The organism is Erythrobacter sp. S267, assembly GCF_057365045.1.
Genome location: NZ_CP200298.1, coordinates 1,022,877 through 1,041,451, shown reverse-complemented (window position 1 = coordinate 1,041,451; position 18,575 = coordinate 1,022,877). Strand labels below are relative to the sequence as shown.

The following is an 18,575-nucleotide window of genomic DNA, read 5'->3' as shown; positions in this document are numbered from 1 at the left end:
GTATTAGCGTGTCTCAATCTGCAAGCCACCCTCACGTGTGTCGATCTGCACATCATCGGGATTGATTTGCAGGCCGGTCTGCTCTTCGATGATCTGCGCGATCTGCCGCTCGGCCTCGGCCTCAGTGATCTCGCCGCGTTCCGCCGCCTCGCCAATCTCGCGCACGCGCTCGCCGGCCTGCGTCCATTGCTCGACCCGCTCTTCACCGTTCGGGATGGACTGCGCGAGTACGTCACGAAAGTCGCGGCCATCCGCGAACTCCTTGGCCGAAGAGGCTAGCGAGACGCCTGCGATGACCGGCGCGAGGAGGCCGATGGCAAAGGATGTGAAGAATATCCGACGGAAGCTCCACTCCGACACGAGGCCCAGTATCGGCATCAGCACGAGAGCCGTCACGGTCGTAAGGCCAATCGCCGCCAATGGCAGCAACATGGCAAGTGTGAAAGCAAAGGGGGCGAAGTCATCCATGGAGCATGAGTCCTGATCGAATAGGTGTATTACTCAGATAATACATCTCACCATCAGGAGCAACCGGCGCAGCGCCGCTTGATGGGCTACTCCCCGCCCCGCTCCACCGAAACCTGCCAAACCCCATCGACCAAATGCGCTTCCACATCGACGCCGGGCTCTATCACCTCGCCAAAACTGATGTCGCTGCGAGCGGTGCAACGCGGCCCATCGCAGCGAATGTGGCTGACGCCGAGCAATACGGAGAAGCCCTCCTCCCCCACATAAGGCGAGCAAGCGAGCTTCCCCTTCAGCGGTACCTCAATGTCCGAGAAGCGTTCAAAATAATCGTCAGTTGGCTTTCCATAGGAATAGCCCAGACAGAGAAAGTCGATCTGCTCACCAAAGCGCTCTTGTGCCCAAGCAATCTCATGCCGCCAGATCGCCTCGACTGCGTCTGGATCAGCAAATTCAAGCGGCCACTCGCCAAACTCGATTATCTCAGCGGTTGAGACGGAACCGGCATAGCGGCCCTGCGATTGGGCGGCTACCGCAGCAAGAAATCCTGCGGCGAAAATGATTGAGTGCAAAATTTTCATCAAACCCCCTCCAGCAAACGATCCGCTTGCGCCCTTGCTTCGGGCGTGACCTCCGCACCTGACAGCATCCGCGCAATCTCTTCCTGGCGGCCGTCTTCGTCGAGCAGGACCACGCTCGTCTTGGTGACGGTGCCGCTCGAAGCCTTTGCGATGAGGTAGTGCGTCCCGCCGCGCGCGGCGACTTGCGGTGAGTGGGTGACGGCGAGGAGTTGGCCTTCGTCCGCTGCAAGCTTGGCAAGTCGTTCTCCGATGGCTGAGGCCACCGCTCCGCCCACGCCGCGGTCGATTTCGTCGAAGATGATGGTTGCCGCCCCGCCCTTCTCCGCCAGCGCGACCTTCAGCGCGAGGATGAAGCGGGAGAGTTCGCCGCCTGACGCAATCTTTCCGAGCGGCGCGAAGTCCGCACCGGGATTGGTCGCGATCAGGAATTCGACCGTGTCAAAGCCGTGTGCGCCCCATTTTTCCTCGGGCAGTTTGCCGATGGAGGTGAGGAACCGCGCGGCATCCAGCTTCAGCGGGACAAGCTCGCGCGCCACCGCTTTGTCGAGCTTCTTGGCCGCTTTGATCCGTGCATCATGCGCTTTTTCGGCGGCTTTTTCGTAAGCCACACGCGCCTCTTTCGCCGCAGCTTCCAGCGCGTCGAGCTGCGCTTCCCCGCCTTCGATGGCGTCGAGTTGTGCACGCATATCGCGCATCTTTTCGGGCAGTTCGTCCACCTCGCAGCGATGTTTGCGAGCCAGCGCGCGCAGTTCGAACAGACGTGTTTCAGCCTCGTCCAAAGCTTTGGGATCGTGGACCAGCGCCTCTGCCGCCGCCTCCAGCTTCTCCTCCGCCTCACCCGCTTCGATCACCGCGCGGTCAAGGGCAGCCAGCGCCTCGGTCAGCAGCGGGTGTTCGGGAGCGATGCGGTCGAGCTTGCGGGCCGCGACACGCAGGGAGGCGAGCGGCGAATCCGAACCCTCCCAAATGTGGCGCAGATCCTCGAGCTCACCCGACAGCTTCTCGCCCTTCTGCATGTCCGAGCGGGCAGCAGCGAGGCGGGCTTCCTCACCAGCCTGCGGCTCCAGTGTGGTCAGTTCCGCCAGATGCGCGATCAGCAGGTCCTGATCCGCCTTGGCCTGTTCGACCTCTGCGCGCGCTTCTGACAATTGCGCCTCGGCCTTGGCCCAACTGGTCCAGCGGCGTTCAAGCGTCGCCAGATCAGTGCCAGCAAAACGGTCAAGCAGGGTCCGGTGCCCGCGCGGGTTCACAAGGCCGCGATCATCGTGCTGGCCGTGCAGTTCGACGAGGCTGGCCGCGAGTTCGCGCAGCAAAGCCACGCTCGCAGGCTGATCGTTAATGAATGCCTTGGAGCCGCCATCAGCCTTCACCTGACGCCGGATCATCAGCGGTTCGCCCGGCTCAATCTCCAGATCCGCATCGTCAAGCGCTTCGGCAATCGGCTTTGGCAGAGCGGCAAATTCGAAGCTGGCCGTGACGCTCGCCTTGGGCTCCCCAGCGCGCACCAAAGCGGTTTCCGCCCGATCTCCCAGGACGAGGCCGAGCGCATCGAGCAGGATCGACTTACCCGCCCCCGTCTCCCCCGTCAGCACGCCGAGCCCACGCCCGAAATCAAGATCAAGCGCTTCGATCAGAACGATATTGCGGATGGACAGGCGGGTCAGCATTTCGACTTGGGTCTAACCCAAGTCGCTGTGCGCGTCATCAGGGGAAGTCACGTTTGCACAGCTTGGTCAGGGCTGGCTGCCCTCAAACGCGCGAGGGTGGGTCCGCGCGCTCCATTTTACCGACGGTAACACATAGGATTTCTTTGACGACGGTGCCAACTTCAACGTTTTCTTCACTCACAGTGACTTCGCCAAGATCATGCGTCACGCCACAATCGTCTCTGATGGTCATCCTGTAAGTGCCGGGTATGAGATTGGTGAAGCGGAATGAATTGTCTCGCTTTGGCCGTGTCGAATATTCGCGACCATTTCCAACCAGCTCAAGGCGTGCCCCCCGATCATAAGGGTCCACCTCTCCCGACACCGTGTAGCGTGGCGAGACATTGTCGCCGCCGATCGTCGAGCAGGCCGCCAGAGCGACAGTAGCTGCTGCACCAAAAACCGCCTTGACGGCGCGTTTGTCGCCCGCAGCTGGCTTGGCAAGCGCGACTTGGCCATCGCTGCCAATGCGCGCCCGAACACAGACCTCGTCGCCACTGTCGAGCAAAGCCTCGGCTTCGTCGATGGTCAGCTTCTCAAGGTCAAAAATGGTTTGGTCGCAAGTGGAGCAATGGCGATGGCAGCCACGCGGAGCCATGCCATCCCAAGGCTGGTCACATGGCTTGGGGAAGGATACTCGAATATCATTCATCGCTCTCTCCTCGCTCTGCTTGACGAGCAAGATGCCTTAGAAAGCAGCGATGAGCAACGGTGAGCCGACTAAGTCGGCGTTACGCCCGGCGCGTTGTCCTCGACCAGCTCATAGGCCTTCTCGTACCACTCGGTGCCCGGATAGTTCGCGCCCAGGACCGCTGTGTATTTCACCGCCTCGTCCTTCAGGCCCAGCGCAAGGCTGCTTTCCGTCAGGCGGTACAGCGCTTCTGGCGTGTGGCTGGTGGTCGCGTACTGCTCCACCACGTTGCGGAAACGCAATTGTGCAGCGAGCCAACGGCCTGAACGCTGGTAAAAGCGCCCGATCTCCATCTCCTTGCCCGCCAGGTGATCGGCGACAAGGTCAAGCTTCAGCCGGGCATCGGCCGCATATTCGGTCTGCGGGAAACGCCGGTTCACTTCGCGAAGGGCAATCTGCGCTTGCTCGGTGATCGACTGGTCGCGGTTCACATCGCTGATCTGCTCATAATAGCTGAGCGCGATCAGGTAATAGGCGTAGGGCGCATCCTTGTTACCCGGGTGGATCGAGAGGAAGCGCTGCGCGTTCTGGATCGCCTTGTTATAGTCGCGCGCGATGTAATAGCTGAACGCGCTCATCAGCTGAGCCCGCCGCGCCCAAGGCGAATAGGGGTGCTGCCGCTCCACCTCGTCAAACAGAGCCGCCGCGAACAAAGTGTTGCCGCGATCAAGGCGCCGCTGCGCCTCGCCATAAAGCGATTCCACATCGCGCGCGACGTAAGCCACATCCTCATTCGCAGAGCCGCCTCCGCAGCCTGCAAGAGTGGCGATGGCAGCCCCCGCAAGGGCAGCGCGCGAAAGTTTGGTTCGGAGCGTCGTTGTCATGGGCCTAGCCTATAACCAGCGCGATGGTGAACGCCAAGTGAAGTGTGTGAGGATATGCGCAATCGTCTCCGCAGCGTTAACCGCGTTCTGGTGGCCAAGCTTAAACCTGGGCAAACGTAATGAGCCTCGTTGCCCTTGCATTGGGGCATCGGTCGCAACCAACGGAGTACGCCATGCTCACCCGCCTTGCCCAAGAAGAAGAAGGCGCCACCGCCATCGAATACGGCCTGATCGCCGCGCTCATATCCCTCGCCGCCATCATCGCTTTTCAAGCGTTGGGGCTGGAGCTGGCCAGCATCTTCGACACAATCCGCGAGGCGATGGGAGGCTAACCCTCCCCATCGGCCCCTCCCCCGCAGGCCCTCCCACGGCCCATTTTCCTACACGCGGTTTTTGTGGTTCATAATCCTCTATGACGAGGAAGACCGACAACCGCACCACCCGCCAAGCTCTCGCCCAAGTCATTGAGCAAGGCGGCCAGCTACCCGCATTCACCCCCGTCCCGCGCGAGTGCAAGCGCCACGATGGCTGGACGCCCGAGCGCCAACGCGACTTCATCGAAGCTCTCGCCGACACAGGCTCGGTCGCCGCCGCATGCAAGGTCGTCAACATGAGCACCGTGGGCGCCTACTACCTGCGCCGTCAGGAAGGCGCCGAGGAATTCCGCGCCGCATGGCAAAAAGCGCTCGACCTTGGCGTCCAGCGGATCGAGGACGTCGCGATGGACCGCGCATTGAACGGCGTGGAGGAACCGCTCTACTCCTACGGCAAACTCGTCGGCTCCCGCCGCCGCTACAACGACCGCCTGCTGATGCCTGCCCTCGCGTAGGCGGGGGTTCATGCTGAGAAATCGCAGCCCTGAGCGCTTTTCCGAAGGCCGCCCCAAGGCCCTCAACGCCATCGGCAAGATGGAGGCCGAACGCCTCAAAAAGCAATGGCGCGCCGAGTGGGAGGCGGAGCAGGAGGCCGAAGCGAGCAAAGTCTCGCCCGAGGAAGTCCGCGCCAGCATCGATTCCAAACTCGCCAGATTTCGCGAAGACGCCGAGCGCCGCAAAGCCGCGCAATTCGCCTGCCTCTCCCCGGAGACGCGCCGCGCATTTGAGCTGTACGAGCGGCTAAGAGCCCGCGACGAGGCGCGTCTGGAGGCGGAGGATGCGGCGGAGCGGGAGACGTCGGCTCGCCCGAGAGTGACGATCAACGCCAAGCCCCCGCGCAAGGTCGAGGTTCAGGAGGAACCGGAGACTTGGCCCAAGTGGCGGTCGCTCAAGGATGATGGGTGGGATTAGCGGGAGGTGAAAGGTATGCTCGGTAGTCCTCGTCCAAGGCTTGGTAGATGTCATCAAGCGAGTTTGCCAATCGATCTCTTTGATATTCACCATTTGCAACATGATCAATAATCTCATCGAATTTGTCCAAGCGAGTCGAAAGCATCTGAGCAGCCCGCTCATCAAATGCGGGCCTCGAAAAAACATCATTTGCCCAGGCACGCAGCGAGTTAGCGCCGAGCAAGAGTAGGGATGCTTCAGAGATATGGCAGCGAAACGCTTCTGCCACCGCATCAAAAACTCGATTCTTGTCCCCAGCTCTAGAATTCTGTGCGTCGACAATTGCAACATAGCGACGAGCGGATTCCCGAGCGATTTCACGCATCTCTGGCAAACTATCATCGGCTCGCCCCTCGCTGATCGCGTTTTGGACCACCGTCATCGACCTCTTGAACCTCGTCGCAGCCTTTTCTTGGTCAGATCTAGAGGCAGCCTGCATTGCAAGATTGGCTTCCGCTAGTGCGTTAACATATGCCGCCGGTCCGCGAATATCCGTGCTCGGCAATTTATCGGCAATCTCCGAAATTCCCACCCAATCAGATAGCTGTCTCTTCGCTTCAATCCAAAGTGGCGCGAGCTCAATCCTAGTACATCCATTCTCAAACGCCCGCTTTAGCACGCGATCAGCTTCCTTCGGTTCTGATGGAGATACTTGAAGGTAGCATCGACCAAGCAAACAAGGGAGATCACTGCTCTTCGGGTTCTGTCGGAAGCCCTCTTTGGCGATCTCTAGTGCTCTTTGACCGTCATCGTCTCTCCAAGCGGCAATTATCTGACCGACTAAGAACGCCACACTAGAGTTGTTCTTAGGAGAGCGATTTCTAGCTCGCGCGCACTCTTTCTCAATGCGTGTCGGATCATTCACTTTGTCTCGAACAATGTCAGACAAAAGCAAGATTGGGGCGGGTACGGTGAGCTTAGCGCCTGCCAAAGCAGCGTCGTTAGCCGCAAACATGTGATACTCTCTAATTCTGGAAAGGTGTTCTAGAAGCTTCTGATGATCAATCTCCAGTACTTGAGCCAGCTCCATTTGAGTGGTCTCTTGGAGTGTGATCAAAGCGAAGAGAGTTCGGCACTCCGCATCCGACAACTGCTCAATCTCGCGCGCAAAAGCGAATCTACGGACCTCTTCACCTTGCTTGCCCTTCCATTCCCGGACTGCATTGGACATGCTGCTACCAAGCATGGCCAGCCGGAAAATTGAAGCGGCGAAAATCGGAGACCCAAGCGAAGCCTTCCTCAGTTGCTCTGTCAGCGAGGCGTTGATCTTAACTCCCGTATCAGAACTCAGTAGCTTTACGTAATCGTTGAACTCGTCCTTTGGAAAACCTTCGACGTTGATGCGCTGGCTCAGACCGCCAAACTCAAGCCGTGATGTAATGAGAAACCGACTTCCGGTAGCGAACACTCTTCCAGACAAGGACTGCACCTGAGCAAAGAGCTCATTCTGATCATTCAGAGATAACGTATCAATATCATCAATGCAGACCAAACATGGAAGCTGAAGAAGTTGATCATGTGCAAGCTCAAGCAGCTCCGAAACATCGTCGCACTCACCTACCTCGGATGCCAGAGCTCCCACTTCGATTGATAGCGCGCGAAAAAAGCTGTCGAGGTCAGAAAAATCAACCCTAGCGGCCTCATATCTCTTTCCTTGGATTGCGGAATAAGTCTGCTTTTTAGCCGAAAGCCAAACCACCTTCTGAATCGAAGCGGGCTTGTTCTGTATTAACTGGCACGCAAACTCATAAGCTATTGAGGTCTTTCCGTTTCCTCCGAGGGCGGTCAGCACTTTCAGAGGAGCATTCTTCTCGGTCATCCACGTCCAAAGTTCAGCAAGATAGTCAGATCGACCGATAAACTCTCGCAGATTAGGATCTCTGGGAGGCAGATTGTTTTCAGCTGAAAAGTTAAGACTTTTAAGTGATTGATCGGGCTTTCTTGCCGAACACACAAAAGGTAGCACCCTTGTGTCAGCCCGAGCCGGAACACACCTGTCATCAATTCTTGCGAATACATCGCCCTTTCGGAATGCCGCTTTTCCTTTGGTCTCTGGTGCCCCTTTGCTCATCCGCACAACGTGCGATGAAGAAAGGCGCTGTGGGATATGTAGCAACCCGATTTGGCGTCCATCACCGTTCTGATTGACTAGGATACGACAAAATCGGCACTTGATGTCGGTTTTCGTGTAACCTCTCAGGCGCTCATTCAACTTCTCGACTGTAAAGCCTCTACTATTAATATTATCGCATCCAACGAGTGGCTCATCATTAATTTCGGCCACGCCGCCCACTATGTAGCCACCAAAGCTATTGTGAAATGCAACTACGTCTTTGACGAGCTCGGCGACCTTTTTTTCATCCGGGTCATCTGCGCCTTCAATGTACTTCCCGCTTACATTCGGAAGGCTTCTTTTGTAGTCCCAAAGGGCGCCCTCATATTCCAGCGGCTTTTCGCCCGGGAGAATGATGTTAAGGACTTTCTCGTCTAGCTTCGCATCAACTATACACGAATAGAGTTCACGCTCGGCCTCAAGACTTGGTGCAAACTCCTTTGCACCCAAACCACTCAAATTATTCACGTTGCCCCAAACCTATAGTCGCTCAGATGGTTCTTTCATCTTACAAAAAACCTGATGACTAGCAACACTAGGTCTATGGCAATTGCCCGACCTTCACTCCTCGCCCATCCGCAGCGCGGCAATAAACGCCTCTTGCGGGATGGACACATTCCCATATTCCCGCATCCGGGCCTTCCCCTTCTTCTGCTTCTCGAGCAGTTTCTTCTTCCGGGAGATATCGCCGCCATAGCACTTCGCGGTCACGTCCTTGCGCATGGCTGCAATCGTCTCGCGGGCGATGATTTTGCCTCCGATGGCGGCTTGGACGGGGATTTTGAAGAGGTGGCGGGGGATGAGGTCTTTGAGGCGCTCGCACATGCCGCGGCCGCGCTCTTCGGCGACGCCTCGGTGGACGATCAGGGAGAGCGCGTCGACGGGTTCAGCGTTGACCAGGATGTTCATCTTCACAAGGTCGCCTTCGCGCAGGCCCACTTGCTCATAATCGAAGCTGGCATAGCCGCGGCTGATCGACTTTAGCCGGTCGTAGAAGTCGAACACGACCTCGTTCAAAGGCAGCTCGTAGGTCACCTGCGCGCGGCCGCCCACATAGGTGAGGTCGGTCTGGATACCCCGGCGGTCCTGACACAGCTTCAGGATCGAGCCGAGATATTCGTCCGGCGTGTAGATCACCGCCTTGATCCACGGCTCCTCGATCATGTCGATGCGGTTCACATCGGGCCAGTCAGCGGGATTGTGGATGTCGATGGTCGTCGCGTCCTCGGTCTTCGATTTGGCGAGGTGGACGCGGTAGACGACGCTAGGCGCGGTGGTGATGAGGTCGAGGTCGTATTCGCGGGAGAGGCGCTCCTGAATGATCTCGAGGTGCAAGAGGCCGAGGAACCCGCAGCGGAAGCCGAAGCCCAGCGCGGCGGAGCTCTCCATCTCGAATGAGAAGGAGGCGTCGTTGAGGCGCAGTTTGGCGATGCTCTCGCGCAGTTTTTCGAAGTCGGCGGCGTCCACGGGGAACAGGCCGCAGAAGACGACGGGCTGGACTTCCTTGTACCCAGCGAGCGCTTCGGTCGCGCCGTTCTTGACCGTCGTGATCGTGTCACCGACGCGGGCTTGCTCGACCTCTTTGATCTGGGCTGTGATGAAGCCGATTTCGCCGGGGCCGAGTTCGGGCAATTGCTCGATCTTGGGGCGCATGCAGCCGACCCGGTCGACGAGGTGCTGGGTGCCGCCCTGCATGAACTTGATCTGCTGGCCCTTGGTCAGGACGCCTTCGATGACGCGCACTAGGATGACGACGCCAAGGTAGGGGTCGTACCAGCTGTCGACGAGCGAGGCTTTGAGCGGAACATCGCGCTCGCCCTTGGGAGGCGGGATTTTGGCGACGACGGCTTCGAGCACGTCTTCAATACCGATGCCGGTTTTGGCTGACGTCATGACAGCATCGGATGCGTCGAGGCCGATGACCTCTTCGATCTCCTCCCGCACGCGTTCGGGTTCGGCGGCGGGCAGGTCGACCTTGTTGATGACGGAGACGATTTCGTGATCGTGCTCGATCGACTGGTAGACATTGGCGAGGGTCTGCGCTTCGACCCCTTGGGCGGCGTCGACGACCAGCAGCGCGCCTTCGCAGGCGGCGAGGCTGCGGGAGACTTCGTAGGCGAAGTCGACGTGGCCGGGCGTATCCATCAGGTTGAGCTGATAGGTCTCGCCATCCTTGGCCGTGTAATTGAGGCGCACGGTCTGGGCTTTGATCGTGATGCCGCGCTCACGCTCAATGTCCATGTTATCAAGAACTTGCTCAGACATCTCACGCTCTGTCAGGCCGCCAGTAAACTGGATCAGCCGGTCGGCGAGCGTGGACTTGCCGTGGTCGATATGCGCGATGATCGAGAAGTTGCGGATTTTGGAGAGGTCAGTCATTATCACGCGCAGATAGCTGTAGGAAAGCTGTCTGTCATTCGCGAAAATTGCAACTCAGAAATTAGGCTCAGGCGGCCTCGCTTCTGATCGGCGCGGCATAGGCGAATTGCGGAGCGCTGCCCGACATTCCGATCCCGCCGCCTTGCATGGCTTTGTAGTCGCCCGGAGAGAGCGCCGCGAGCGGTGCTCCGGCTGAGGCAAGCGCATAGGGGCTTACCCGGTGACGGGTGCAAAGGCCGCCTGAGCCATCGTCGATCAGTGACTGCTCAAACTCGAGGCCCTGAACATCGCCGTTGGTGCGGATCACGGTTGCAACCGCCAATTGTCCGCCGCCAAGGTCGACAACGAATTGTGTGCCTTTGGGAACGTCAGCAAGGCCCTGGATCAGCGCGCCCGTCTTGGACAGGTTGCGCAGGGTCACTTCGTAAGAGTGATCGTCGTGGATCACTTCGATCTTGCGGAACACTGTGCGGCGGCGTGCGCGTTTGGTGCGGTCAGCACTAGGCGCGATCTTCCATGCCTCGCCGATTAGCTCGGTCTCGACCGTCTCGCGGCTCACAGGCTCAGCATAGATCGAGCCTTGCATATATTTGACGCCGCATTTCTTGAGCCGGTCGAACAGATCCGTGCTCTCAATCCCCCCGGCAATCGTGTCCATCTCCAGCGCGCCGGCCAGAGCCACAATCGCGTTGATAAGGCCAAGATCGCGGCTATCGTGCGCCTGCGCTTCGGTGATGAGTTTGGGGTCAATCTTGATCCGATCAAACGGAGCCCGGCGCAGGTAAGCGAGCGAGGAGTAGCCGCTGCCAAATTCGTCGAGCGTCAGGCGTACTCCGCGCTTGAACAGATCGGCCAGAGTGCGGTCGACTACATCCGTGTCGCCAAAGAACACGGCTTCAGAGATTTCGAGTTCGAGCCGTGTGGCTGGCAAGTCGGTTTTGTCTAGCGCGTCGCAGACCAGTTCCACGAACCCGTCGGCAGCAAACAGAGCGACCGGCACATTGACCGCAACGCGGACGCTGTCGGGCCATTCGCTGGCTTGGCGGCAGGCTTCGCGGATCGCCCACTCGCCCACTTCACCAACCTGGCTTGATCCGTCGAGGATCGAGGCAAACTCAATCTCGTCAATCTCACCGCGTTGTTCGTGCTGCCAGCAAATATGCGCTTCCAGAGTGCACACCGCTTCGCTTTGCGCATCGACCATCGGTTCGTATTTGAGGAACAGCTGTTCATCGCGCACCGCAGCGCCAAGGTTCTCTTCCAACCGCCGGCGGAAGATCGCCTCGTTCTCCAGCTCGCCGGAGAAGAAGCGGTATTGGCCGCGTCCGCTGTTCTTGGCCGAGTACAGCGCAAGGTCAGCCGATTTGACGACTTCCTGCATCGTAACGCCATCATGCGGCGCGATCGCAATGCCGACCGAGCATCCGATGACACAGCGCCCGTCTTCCAGCGAATAGGGCTGTTTCAGCATCGTCACGATCTTCATCGCGATCTCACCCAGCTCTCCGCGATCGTCCTTGTCCGGGATCATGACCTGGAACTCGTCACCGCCCAGACGCCCGATTTCGCATTCGACTTCGATCGCGCGCTTCAGTCGGTCTGAGACCTGCTTCAACAGCTCATCACCCGCCGCATGGCCCAGCGTGTCGTTGACATGCTTGAACTTGTCGAGGTCGATCATCATCACCGCGCAATTGCGCTTGGCGGCTTTGAAAGCGGTGAGCGTTGTCTCGATCAGGTGCTTCATCCGATGGCGGTTGGAAAGCCCGGTGAGCGAGTCAAATTTGGCCAGCCGCTCGGTCTCTTCCTCGCGGTGATATTCGTCGGTGATGTCGGTGCCTGTGCCGCGGAAGCCGCGGAACTTGTCACCGGAGAAAGACGGTTGGCCAGACAGGCGCAGGACCGCCTTGTCCGGATTGCCTTCGGCGCGCACGGCATAGCCCGTAAAGCTCTTATGCGCGCCCAGCATCAGCGAGAGTGATTTGGTGCGCCCTTCCCTGTCCGCAGGAGCAAATACGCTGGCAAGCGGCTGTCCGATGATTGCATCCATCGGTACGTCAATACGTTCTGCAATGGAGGGGCTGAGATAGGTAATCTTGCCGTCAGAATCGCTCGCCCAGAACCAGCCGAGCCCGGATTGCTCAAGTTCATCAAGCATAGAGAGCTTGTCGCTGTCCGACAGCTCCCCACCCGCGCCGAATCCACGCAGTTTACCTTTAGAAGACAAGAAACCCTTGAGGGGCACCTAGCGCAATCCTTTGTTCTAACCTTAGTTTTTGACAGGCTCTCTGGGAAAGCCCCTATCGTCCTTCACCAGCAGTAAATCCGGTTGGTTATTTTTTGACTAAGATCGCTGCTTAACGCGCACTTTTTTAGGCCGCTGGGCGCAGACGGGAAGGTGTAGCAATTTTAGGAGTTTAGCCGGTTGGGCTTCAGCTGATTTGAACTTCGACAAAAGCCTTATTGCCGCCCCGACCAGCGCCCGTGATGGCCGCGACCATATCGTCATTGAGCGCCTGCAAGCCGCGTCCAGCCGCTTCGATCTGATAGGGCGACACGCGGTGGCGGGTGCAAAGTCCATCGGCTCCATCGCTAATCAGTGGGGTCTCAAACTCGACCCCCTGGCTAAAGCCTTCCGAGCGGCGCACGGTCGCAACCGCTAGCTGACCACCACCCAGATCGAGCACAAAGTCCGTGCCGACCGGTACATCCAGCAACCCTTCGACCTTAGCGCCGGTCTTGGAGAGGTTGCGCAAGAACACGTTGTAACGATCATTCTCGTGGATGAGGCCGATCTTGCGGAATTCTGTCCGGCGTTCTTCGCGATACTTCTCTGGCCCGCGCGGTTGGAAGCGCAGGTCGCCTGATGCGAGCTTCTCGACCATTTCATCGCTTGGGATAGCGCGAGAGAACAACATGCCTTGCAGCAAGGTCGCGCCCTTTTGGGTTACGGCCTCAAGCTCGTCCTTGGTCTCCACGCCCTCTGCCACCGTCTTCATGTCCAGCGCATTGGCGAGGCTGACAACAGCGTCGATGATCGCTTCATTCTTGTTGTGCTCAGACGAACAACCGCGAACGAAGCTTTGGTCGATCTTGATCTTGTCGAAAGGCGCATCACGCAGATAGCCTAGCGAGGAATAGCCGGTGCCAAAGTCATCGAGCGACAGGCCTACGCCCAACCCTTTGAGCTCCTTAAACAGGCGCAGGGCCCGCTCCATATCGCCAACAAAGACGCTCTCAGTGATTTCCAGCTCAATCAGTGCGGGATCAACCTTTGTTTTCTTGAGCGCCTTTTTCACGACGTCCACGAAATCATCGGAGGAGAATTGCACCGCCGAGACATTGACCGCGGCAGTCACGGTCCCCGGCCATGCCTGAATGGTCCTGCACACTTCATTCAGCGCCCACTCGCCCATCTCGCGGATGATCCCAACCTCTTCCGCCACCGGGATGAAGTCAGCGGGTGAGATCATGCCCCGCTCTGAGTGGTTCCACCGCATCAAAGCTTCCACGCACAGAACGTCGTGGGTCTTGGCGCATACGATCGGCTGGTAATGCATTTCCAGCTCGTCCCGTGCGATTGCATCGCGCAGGTCGGATTCGATCTGATGTCGGTGGCTCGCCTGATCCTTGAGGTCGGTCGAGTAGAAGCGGAAACCCCCGCGTCCCCCGCCCTTGGCTGAGTAGAGCGCCAAGTCGGCCGATTTGACCAGCTCGTCCTCTTCAATCCCATCATAGGGAGCAACCGCGACGCCGACCGACGCGCCAATGACGGCGCGCATTCCATTGATCGAATAAGGCTGTGAGACCATCTGGATGATCCGTTCGGCCAACTCGCCCAGCTCTCCGCGATCTTCCTTGTCCGGCATGATGACCTGGAATTCATCCCCGCCGATCCGGCCAATTTCGATATTGTCGCCGATCACGCGCTTTAGACGGCTTGCTACCTGAGTGAGCAGCTCGTCCCCTGCTGGGTGGCCCATTGTGTCGTTGACTTGCTTGAACCGATCAAGGTCGATCAACATGATCGCGCACGACCGCTTGGACGCTTTGAACGCCTGCAAGGTCGCGCCCAGTTGCTGAGTCATCCGGTGGCGGTTTGAAAGGCCCGTTAGGGAATCGTAGCGTGACAGCTTTTCGGCATCGCGCTTTGACGTGAACGTGTCGGAGACATCGCGGACGATGCCGTGATAGCCTTGGAAATTGCCCTGCCCGTCGACTTGCGGAACACCCGCAATTTCCCAGAACGCTTCCCCTTGCCGCTTCTCCAGCCGCACCGTCACGGGTTTAATCGAATTGCGCGCGGCGAGCTGGAATTGCAGCGGCCTTTCCGTCCTTGCACCCTCTGTATCATCGACGGTCTGAAAGATATCGGTCAAAGCATGGCCGGTAAGCTCACGTGCCGGCTTGCCAATCCGCTCCGCAGCGGAATCTGAGATGTAGTTTAACCGGCCAGCTGCATCGCTTGACCAGAACCAGCCGAGGTCGGACTTTTCAAGGCTGGCAAGCAGTCTGGCTCGGCCCTTGTCGCCGACAGGTGCAACCTTGTGGACGCCCTCAGACGATCCTCCATTGCCTTTTGTCAGACGTGAAAGCAGCCCCGCCATTGCACCTATTACCCTCGGTTCAATCGAAAATTGAGTGCGGCGGATAGCCTAGGAATGGTGAAGGATTGGCTAATTTTCGCTTAACTACCTCCTAGGCGTGCCAAGTGAGATCAGCGCTCTAACTTGAATTTGCGGGCGTTCCGCGCCATCAGACTTTCAAACGCATTGCTCGCCGGGATTTACCAGTGCGATTGGCGGAAACAGACACGGGGATACTTGAATGGCGCAAGAGAAGGTCACGCTCGAGAACGAGGCCGCGCAATCCACCAACGCTTTGGGGCCGCTGGTTGGCCTTGCACGCGAAGACTTCGTCAGCGCAGTCGCCTTGCTGCTGCGCGAGACGGCGACGGACCCTTCGCGCACGATGAAACATGCGCGCACGATGGGTGAAGACATGGTCAAGATCATGACCGGTCAGAGCGAGCTGAAGCCGCATCCCAAAGACAAGCGCTTCATGGACCCCGCGTGGCAATACAACCCGTTCTTCCGCGCTGGCGCTCAGTACTATCTTGCCGTGCAGAAAGGGATGCGCAGCTGGCTGGAAGACCTTGAGCTGGACGAGCTGGAGCGCAACCGCGCAAACTTCATCTCCAACATCATCCTGGATGGGCTGGCTCCGACCAACACGCTCGCCGGAAACCCGTCTGCGCAGAAGCAGATCATCAATTCAGGCGGTCTTAGCCTCATCAAAGGCCTCCAGAACGCTTACAACGATATCGTCCATAACAAGGGCATGGTCAGCCAGGTCGACAAACGCCCCTTCAAGCTGGGCGAGAATGTTGCGACCTCTGCCGGGAACGTCGTGCACCGGACTGAGATGTATGAGCTGATCCACTACGCCCCGACCACGGACGAAGTGTACGAAATCCCGCAGCTCACCATCCCGCCGCAGATCAACAAGATGTATATCAACGACCTCTCACCGGAGAAGTCGATCATCAAGTGGCAGGTCGATAACGGGATGCAGACCTTTGTCATCTCATGGCGCAATCCGTCGAAGGATCAGGGCCACTGGGATATGAGCGACTATATCGCCGCCTGCGAAGAGGCTCTGGCAGTCGTCTCAGAGATCACGGGTTCGAAGAAGGTCAATGTTTCGGCAGGCTGCTCGGGCGGGCAGACGGCGAGCGTGCTGGCATCCAAGCTGGCCGCGACCGGCAACGACATCCTTGGCACGCTGACACTGATGGTCTGCGTGCTCCACCCCAAACAGACCGATATCGAAGCGGGCTCTCTCGTCAGCGAGAACGGCATGGCGCTTGCCCGCCAGCGCGCGGCGAAAAAAGGGATCATCAAGGCGGACGATCTGGCGCGCGGCTTTGCGTGGCTGCGTCCCAATGACCTCATCTGGAACTACGTCATCAACAATTACCTGCTGGGCATGGACCCGCCGGCGTTTGATGTATTGTTCTGGAATGCCGACGCGACCAACCTGTCAGCCAGCCTGATGGGCGACTTCCTCACCCTTTACGAGACACTGGCCTTCACCAAGAAGGGCGAGGTCGAGATGGCCGATCACATGGTCGATCTGTCCAAGGTGACGGCCGATATGTTCATCCTTGGCGGAGTGACCGACCACATCACGCCGTGGAAAGCGACCTATCGCTCGACGCAATTGTTTGGCTCGAAAAACATCACCTATGTGCTCAGCCAGTCGGGCCATATGCAGGCGATCCTGAACCCTCCGGGCAATCCGAAGGCGAAGTATTACGTCCAGAAGAAGAAGGGCAAGCTGCCCGCCACGGCTGACGAATGGCTGCAAGGCACAGAGGAAGTCGCGGGCAGCTGGTGGCCGTACTGGATGGAGTGGATCCAGGCGCGTTCCGGCAAGAAAGTCCCCGCGCCCAAGGCTGTGGGCAGCAAAGCCTATCCGCCGCAAGAAAGCGCGCCGGGACTCTACGTCGTCGAAGAAGTCTGATAGGACAGCTTTCAAGAGCTTATGGGAGGCACGTGTCGCAAGGGATCTGCGATATGTGCCTCCCACCCAATCGGATCGACCAGCGTAAGGGCCAAGGGATCGGCTGAAGCGCTGCTAAAAGGACGGAAAAAACGTGAGCGAAACTATGGATGACGCGGTCGTCACCTTTGAAGAGGTGGGCGGTCGGACGCTACGGGTTGCGCGGTGGAGGCTGGATCAGCCGTCTGACCATCTCCCCATTTTGTTCTTCAACGGGATCGGCGCAAATATCGAGGCTGTGGCCCCGCTCGCGGAAGCTTTGCCAGAGCGTCCTTTCATCATGTTCGACATGCCGGGTGTGGGCGAATCGCCAGATCCGGTGATGCCCTACAACCCCTTCACGATGAGCTGGACCGCGGCCCAATTGCTCGACCAACTGGGTGTGGGCGATGTCGATGTTATGGGCATCAGCTGGGGCGGCGGCATGGCGCAGCACTTTGCGATGCAGCACGCAGGCCGTGTGCGCCGCGTCGTGCTGCTGGCGACGAGTGCGGGCATGCTGATGATGCCGGGCAGCCCCAAGGCCCTGACCAAAATGGCAAATCCGCGCCGCTATATCGACACCGATTTCATGATGCAGAACTTTGAGACGCTTTATGGCGAGGGTCTTGGCGCAGGTCCGGGCAAGTCTGGCCATATGTCGCGCCTCAAGCCCCCTTCCCCGCGCGGTTACATGTATCAGCTGCTCTGCATGTTGGGTTGGACAAGCGCGCCCGCCCTGCCCTTCCTGATGAAGCAGGAAACGCTGATCATGATGGGCGATGACGATGCGATTGTGCCGCTCGCCAATGGCAAGTTCCTCGACATGCTGATCCCGAACAGCGAGCTGTTGGTGCTGGAAGGCGGCGGACACCTGTTCCTGCTCAGCCACCGCGAGGAATGCGTCGAGGCGATTCAGGAGTTTTTGGAGCGCCCCGCTACCGAGGATGAGGAGCGGGCGGCGGCTTAGCTTCCGCTCCGGCTCACTCCGCCCTACTCACCCCGCAGGCTCCCGCTACCGGTAAACGTCCTGCACTTGCGAGCGCTGCTGCGGCTTCGCGTGGTCGGTCGGTGGCGATCACATCCACCCCGCCCTCGGCCAGCTCCGCATAGCGTTCATCCGTGCCGAAGCGGTCGATGACATTGTCGATCGAGTTGGGTGAGCGGCCAAGTGTGCCGAAGATCACTTCGATATCGACGGCATCGAGCATCGAATAGAGGTCGGGGCGAGGGACACGGGTGCCGGTGAAAGCGACCATCACTTCGTCGGGGATGCCTGCTTCCGAAAGCTCGGCCTGATCATCGAGATCATTGATCGAAACCGACAACAACATACTCGGCGCAAGTTCGTGCAGACGCTGAGCCTGTCCAACCGAATAGGCGATTAGGATCACGTTGTTTTCATTACCGGTTTCGCGGATCAGGTCGATCACCTCGGCATAGTCGGCGGTGCGTTTGAAATCGATCTGGAGCACGGTTTTACCCTTCGCCCATTCCAGCGCAGCCTCCAGCGTGGGTACACGGTAAGGCGTCTGCCAGCCCGCTTCATCGACGAGATAGAGCTGCTCGATCTCGGTCCATGGAACATCGGTCACAGAGCCGCTGCCCGTTGTGGTCCGGTCAAGCGTGCGGTCGTGCATCAGGTAATGCACGCCGTCAGGGCTGCGCGCGACGTCAATCTCCATGACGGCTGGAATAGCGGTGAGCACCGCATCCATCGTCTCGATCCCGTTCTCCGGCAGACCCGGCGAAGGCCCGCCCCGGTGAGCAGAAATCAGCGTCTTACCCGCCTCTTCATGGCAATCGAGCATGGCGGAGAGGTCGCCGCCCGGTGACAGCTGCCAAGCCCCGCCATCTGACTGCGACAAAGCCGGGGATGCCAGCAGCGCGATAGCTGCACATGCTGCGGAGAGTTTGCCTGTCTTGAACACTCAAATATCCTTATCAA

Annotated in this window: 15 protein-coding genes; 5 read left to right on the top strand and 10 right to left on the bottom strand. The window is 58.8% G+C overall.

Features of this window, described 5'->3' with window-relative positions; genetic code table 11:
- Positions 1 to 3 precede the first annotated feature (3 nt).
- The 5 genes from AC0V6X_RS04790 to AC0V6X_RS04770 form a co-directional block, all read right to left on the bottom strand.
- On the bottom strand, positions 4 to 468 hold the full coding sequence (locus AC0V6X_RS04790; protein WP_486183445.1) for a hypothetical protein: 465 nt from the start codon (positions 466 to 468) through the stop codon (positions 4 to 6).
- A gap of 86 nt (positions 469 to 554) precedes the next feature.
- A complete protein-coding gene (locus tag AC0V6X_RS04785; protein ID WP_486183444.1) occupies positions 555 to 1,046 on the bottom strand; it encodes a hypothetical protein in 492 nt (163 codons plus the stop codon).
- The gene (gene recN / locus AC0V6X_RS04780; RefSeq protein WP_486183443.1) at positions 1,046 to 2,713 is read right to left on the bottom strand and encodes a DNA repair protein RecN; all 1,668 of its coding nucleotides are present in this window, start codon (positions 2,711 to 2,713) and stop codon (positions 1,046 to 1,048) included. Before recN ends, AC0V6X_RS04785 begins: the two co-directional genes overlap by 1 nt.
- An 82-nt stretch (positions 2,714 to 2,795) precedes the next feature.
- Positions 2,796 to 3,404: a hypothetical protein gene (locus tag AC0V6X_RS04775; RefSeq protein ID WP_486183442.1), complete on the bottom strand. Its 609-nt coding sequence runs from the start codon at positions 3,402 to 3,404 to the stop codon at positions 2,796 to 2,798.
- 68 nt (positions 3,405 to 3,472) lie between these two features.
- Positions 3,473 to 4,267 carry an outer membrane protein assembly factor BamD gene (locus AC0V6X_RS04770; RefSeq protein ID WP_486183441.1) on the bottom strand — a complete coding sequence of 265 codons (795 nt, stop codon included), beginning with the start codon at positions 4,265 to 4,267 and terminating at the stop codon, positions 3,473 to 3,475.
- Positions 4,268 to 4,386: 119 nt separating this feature from the next.
- On the opposite strand from AC0V6X_RS04770, the gene AC0V6X_RS04765 reads away from it, so the two are divergent.
- From AC0V6X_RS04765 to AC0V6X_RS04755, 3 genes are all read left to right on the top strand, one after another.
- The gene (locus AC0V6X_RS04765) at positions 4,387 to 4,599 is read left to right on the top strand and encodes a Flp family type IVb pilin (RefSeq protein ID WP_486183440.1); all 213 of its coding nucleotides are present in this window, start codon (positions 4,387 to 4,389) and stop codon (positions 4,597 to 4,599) included.
- Positions 4,600 to 4,679: 80 nt separating this feature from the next.
- The gene (locus AC0V6X_RS04760) at positions 4,680 to 5,096 is read left to right on the top strand and encodes a hypothetical protein (protein ID WP_486183439.1); all 417 of its coding nucleotides are present in this window, start codon (positions 4,680 to 4,682) and stop codon (positions 5,094 to 5,096) included.
- Positions 5,097 to 5,106: 10 nt separating this feature from the next.
- Positions 5,107 to 5,553 (top strand): hypothetical protein, encoded by a 447-nt coding sequence (locus tag AC0V6X_RS04755; RefSeq protein ID WP_486183438.1) that lies wholly within the window; start codon positions 5,107 to 5,109, stop codon positions 5,551 to 5,553.
- Here AC0V6X_RS04755 and AC0V6X_RS04750 read toward each other — a convergent pair.
- From AC0V6X_RS04750 to AC0V6X_RS04735, 4 genes are all read right to left on the bottom strand, one after another.
- Entirely contained in the window at positions 5,531 to 8,173 is a 2,643-nt protein-coding gene (locus AC0V6X_RS04750) for an ATP-binding protein (RefSeq protein ID WP_486183437.1), read from the bottom strand. The two genes, AC0V6X_RS04755 and AC0V6X_RS04750, sit on opposite strands and share 23 nt — an antisense overlap.
- A gap of 93 nt (positions 8,174 to 8,266) precedes the next feature.
- Positions 8,267 to 10,084: a translation elongation factor 4 gene (gene lepA, locus AC0V6X_RS04745; RefSeq protein ID WP_486183436.1), complete on the bottom strand. Its 1,818-nt coding sequence runs from the start codon at positions 10,082 to 10,084 to the stop codon at positions 8,267 to 8,269.
- Between the two features lie 67 nt (positions 10,085 to 10,151).
- Positions 10,152 to 12,242: a putative bifunctional diguanylate cyclase/phosphodiesterase gene (locus AC0V6X_RS04740; RefSeq protein WP_486183435.1), complete on the bottom strand. Its 2,091-nt coding sequence runs from the start codon at positions 12,240 to 12,242 to the stop codon at positions 10,152 to 10,154.
- A gap of 274 nt (positions 12,243 to 12,516) precedes the next feature.
- The gene (locus AC0V6X_RS04735; protein WP_486183434.1) at positions 12,517 to 14,691 is read right to left on the bottom strand and encodes a putative bifunctional diguanylate cyclase/phosphodiesterase; all 2,175 of its coding nucleotides are present in this window, start codon (positions 14,689 to 14,691) and stop codon (positions 12,517 to 12,519) included.
- Positions 14,692 to 14,911: 220 nt separating this feature from the next.
- Between AC0V6X_RS04735 and AC0V6X_RS04730 the strand changes: the two genes are divergently transcribed.
- Both AC0V6X_RS04730 and AC0V6X_RS04725 read left to right on the top strand, forming a co-directional pair.
- Positions 14,912 to 16,609, top strand: coding sequence for a PHA/PHB synthase family protein (locus AC0V6X_RS04730; protein ID WP_486183433.1), 1,698 nt, complete (start codon positions 14,912 to 14,914; stop codon positions 16,607 to 16,609).
- Positions 16,610 to 16,742: 133 nt separating this feature from the next.
- On the top strand, positions 16,743 to 17,597 hold the full coding sequence (locus AC0V6X_RS04725) for an alpha/beta fold hydrolase (RefSeq protein WP_486183432.1): 855 nt from the start codon (positions 16,743 to 16,745) through the stop codon (positions 17,595 to 17,597).
- A 13-nt stretch (positions 17,598 to 17,610) separates the two neighbouring features.
- On the opposite strand, the gene AC0V6X_RS04720 is transcribed toward AC0V6X_RS04725, so the two are convergent.
- Positions 17,611 to 18,558, bottom strand: coding sequence for a glycerophosphodiester phosphodiesterase family protein (locus tag AC0V6X_RS04720; protein ID WP_486183431.1), 948 nt, complete (start codon positions 18,556 to 18,558; stop codon positions 17,611 to 17,613).
- Between the last annotated feature and the right edge of the window lie 17 nt (positions 18,559 to 18,575).